The sequence below is a fragment of the Mycobacterium sp. genome, assembly GCF_050701675.1.
Taxonomy (GTDB): Bacteria; Actinomycetota; Actinomycetes; order Mycobacteriales; family Mycobacteriaceae; genus Mycobacterium.
The window spans coordinates 1-3,340 of sequence record NZ_JBOGDD010000044.1 but is presented as its reverse complement, the minus strand read 5'-3'; the positions used below and the strand labels follow the sequence as shown (position 1 = coordinate 3,340).

Sequence of the window (3,340 nt, the reverse complement as noted above, 5' to 3'; positions counted from 1 at the left end):
AAGATCGAACAGCCCGAGCGAACGATTCTGAGCAATGCGCAGCGCGAGCCGTTCGGGCAGAACTCCGATGACGTCGGACTCCTCGACGACGTAGGGGAGCGCATGGAAGTTGGGCACCGTGACCGCGATGCGACGTTCGAGGCCCAGCGCGGAGAGCGCCTGGTCCACGTCGCCGCGGGCAGGACCGCCGGCCGACATCAGCACGTGCGGCAGTGCCGTGAAGTCATCGAGTGACATCCGCCCGGCGTGCACGCGCGGATGGTCGCGGCGTGCCACGCCGACGAACCGATCCAAGAACAGCAGAGTCCGCGCCACCCGCTCGGCGGTGACGTCGATGAAACCGCCGAGAGCGAAGTCGATCTCACCGCGGTCCAAGCCATCGACGATCGCGGACGGACCGACACTGACGCACCGCAGATCGACCCCGGGGGCCTGCGCGCGGAGTTCCGCCACGAGCGTCGGTGCGAGCACGGCGAGGGCGTAGTCGTGCGCGGCGATCGTAAACGTGCGGCGAAGCGTCTTCGGATCGAAGGGAGTTTGCGGACTAAGGATCTGGCGCACCTGCGCCAAGGCATCTGAAATGAGCGGTGCCAGTTCGCGCCCGCGTGGCGTGGGTTCGATACCGCGGGGGTGTCGAACGAAGAGGGGATCGTCGAGCGTCGTGCGGAGGCGACCCAGCGCGTGACTGGTCGCCGACTGCGACAGCGACAGTCGCACCGCGGCTCGCCCGACGTGCCGCTCCCGCATCAGCGCGTCGAAGACCACGAGCAAATTGAGGTCCAGCCGCGTTAAATCGATCTCGTGCATCGACATGTTGCATGCATACCACTGGATCGATCGACGTTGACGGCAATACGCTGCCAACATGATTCATGACGTCGTGGTAGTGGGCGCAGGGCCAGTCGGGTTGTTCCTCGCGTGCGAACTGCGACGGACTGGCGTCTCCGTGCTCGTCCTCGAACGCGCGGACAACCCACGCTCGCCATTCAACGGACTGCCGTTCGGGTTGCGCGGGCTGTCGGTGGCCACCGCCGAGGCCCTCTATCGGCGCGGGCTGCTGGCGGACGTCCAAGCGGGAAGTCAGCCATCTCCCGGAGGTGGACACTTCGCGGGGATCTCGTGGGACGCGGCTCAGATCGATACCGCCTCCTGGTCGTATCGACTGACCAGTCCCGCGGATGCCACCGTGGCGACCACGATGGAACACCTCGAGACTGTCCTGACGGAACATGCGGTCGAGCTTGGCGTCGAGATCCTCTGGGGCATAAGGGTCGAAGACGTCCGGCAGTCGGACGACGACGTCTGCGTAGATGCGGGGGACCGGTCGTTTCACGCGAGCTGGATCGCCGGGTGCGACGGTGGCCGCAGCGTCGTCCGCAAGGCAGCCGGGTTCGAGTTCGTCGGCACGGAGCCCAGATTCACCGGGTACTCGGTTCAGGTAGATCTGGCCGAGGGGGAGTCATTGCCGCTGGGTCGCCACTACACGCCGACGGGTATGTACGTGCAGTCTCAGCGTGGCACGTTTGCGGTGGCGGACTTCGACGGAGGCGCATCGCACCGTAGTGCGCCAATCACTGTCGAGCACGTGCAGTCCGTGCTGCGACGCGTCGCAGGCGTCGACGTCACCGTGACGTCGCTTCACGCGGCGACCACGTGGACCGATCGCGCGTATCAGGCCACGACGTACCGACGGGGACGTGTACTCCTGGCTGGTGATGCCGCGCACGTTCATTCGCCGCTCGGAGGGCAGGGTCTGAATCTGGGTATCGGGGATGCCATGAACCTCGGCTGGAAGTTGGGCGCCGTCATCAAGGGCACAGCGCCGAGCGACCTGCTCGACGGGTACTGCGGCGAGCGACATCCCGTGGGTGCTGAGGTTCTGGACTGGTCGCGTGCCCAGGTCGCGCTCCTAGAGCCGACCGCCAATGCACGTGCCATGGCAGGCATCGTGCGCGACCTCATTGCCACGCGCGACGGCGCAACGTACTTCGCGGAGCGCGCGTGGGGCTTGTCCGTGCGCTACGACCTCGGCGATGGGCACCCGTTGATCGGCTGCAGCGCACCGGATTTCGAACTGGCCGACGGCACTCGGCTCGGCGTGCTTCTCCGGGGCGGGTTGGGCGTCCTGCTCGACTTCCGGTGCGATGCCGGGCTCCGGGCGATCGGCGACCGATTGTTCGACGGGCTGCGATACGTCGGAGGCGAGATCGAGAATCGCCTCGGATTGGGTGCGGTCCTCGTTCGGCCCGACGGCGTGGTGGCCTGGGCGTGCGACGGCACGCCCCATACCGCGGACGTGATTTCGGCGCTGTCGCAGTGGATGTGGGCTGGGTCCCTGGCTCGCGATAGGTGATCGTCCGGTGGCGTTTGGCCTATCAGGCGCAGTCGTGGAGAGTGACCTGGTAGCCGTCGGGGTCGGCGAAGGTGAATGTTCGACCGAAGGGGCCGTCGATCGGTGCGGAGACGATGGTGTGACCGTCGGCGACGAGAGCATCGTGAATGGCCTGGACGTCTGTGGCGTGGAGCCAGATCGCGGCACCGATGCCGGGCTGAGCAACGGATGCGAGATCGGTGCCGGGAACGACTTCGCGGAGTGCGAACGCGATCGGCTTCGTCTCGAAGACGACGGCGTGCGGAGGTCCGGCCTGCGAGCGGACGAGGCCGAGGTACTGCTCGTAGAACGCCTGCGAAGCGTTGAGGTCGCGCGCTTGGAGCGAGATGAAGTCGGGGCCGGTGGCGGGCATGATGACGCTCCTTCTTTTCATGTCAGTCTTCTGACACGGGGCAATCTATGTCAGAATTCTGACATGAGTCAAGACGGTGTCGGCGTCGACCTGGAGACGTCACTGGGCTACCTGTTGAAAGAGGCGTCGAGCGCCCTCCGCGTAGCCATGGAGGAGGTGCTGCGGCCGCTCGAGATGAGCGTGACGCACTACTCCTGCCTCGAGTTGCTGGCCCAACGACCGGGCTTGTCGAACTCCGAGCTTGCGCGGGGCGCGTTCGTGTCACGGCAGTCGATGAACGTGCTGCTCCAGGCCCTGGAGCGAGAGGGCTACGTGACCAGGCCTGCGGAGGCACCCGTCGGGAAGGTTCTTCCCACGCGGCTCACGCCTCGCGGCCGACGGAGGCTCGAGAAGGCGACCGTAGCGGTCCGGTCCGTCGAGGTCAGAATGCTGTCCGGCATGACCGAGGCCGAGCAGTCAGGCGCGTTCCGGATCCTGCAGCGCATTATCCATTCCCTGCGCGACGGCCACGACGGTGCATGACTCCTGGACGTATCGAAGGTAACGATCACTTTGCTGATCTGGGGCTTTTGCGCTGGTTGGCATTGAAGCGCGCT

The 3,340-nt window shown here is 66.0% G+C and carries 4 protein-coding genes; 2 read left to right on the top strand and 2 right to left on the bottom strand.

The genetic code is table 11. From position 1 onward, the window contains the following. On the bottom strand, positions 1–813 hold an 813-nt coding region (locus ACRDUX_RS01445), incomplete at its 3' end, for a LysR substrate-binding domain-containing protein (RefSeq protein ID WP_526410314.1). Positions 814–865: 52 nt separating this feature from the next. Here ACRDUX_RS01445 and ACRDUX_RS01440 point away from each other — a divergent pair. Beyond that, positions 866–2,353, top strand: coding sequence for an FAD-dependent oxidoreductase (locus tag ACRDUX_RS01440; RefSeq protein WP_526410312.1), 1,488 nt, complete (start codon positions 866–868; stop codon positions 2,351–2,353). Between the two features lie 22 nt (positions 2,354–2,375). On the opposite strand, the gene ACRDUX_RS01435 is transcribed toward ACRDUX_RS01440, so the two are convergent. Continuing rightward, positions 2,376–2,744 (bottom strand): VOC family protein, encoded by a 369-nt coding sequence (locus tag ACRDUX_RS01435; RefSeq protein ID WP_526410310.1) that lies wholly within the window; start codon positions 2,742–2,744, stop codon positions 2,376–2,378. Between the two features lie 63 nt (positions 2,745–2,807). Here ACRDUX_RS01435 and ACRDUX_RS01430 point away from each other — a divergent pair, with 63 nt between their 5' ends. Beyond that, positions 2,808–3,266, top strand: coding sequence for a MarR family winged helix-turn-helix transcriptional regulator (locus ACRDUX_RS01430; protein WP_526410308.1), 459 nt, complete (start codon positions 2,808–2,810; stop codon positions 3,264–3,266). Positions 3,267–3,340: the final 74 nt, after the last annotated feature.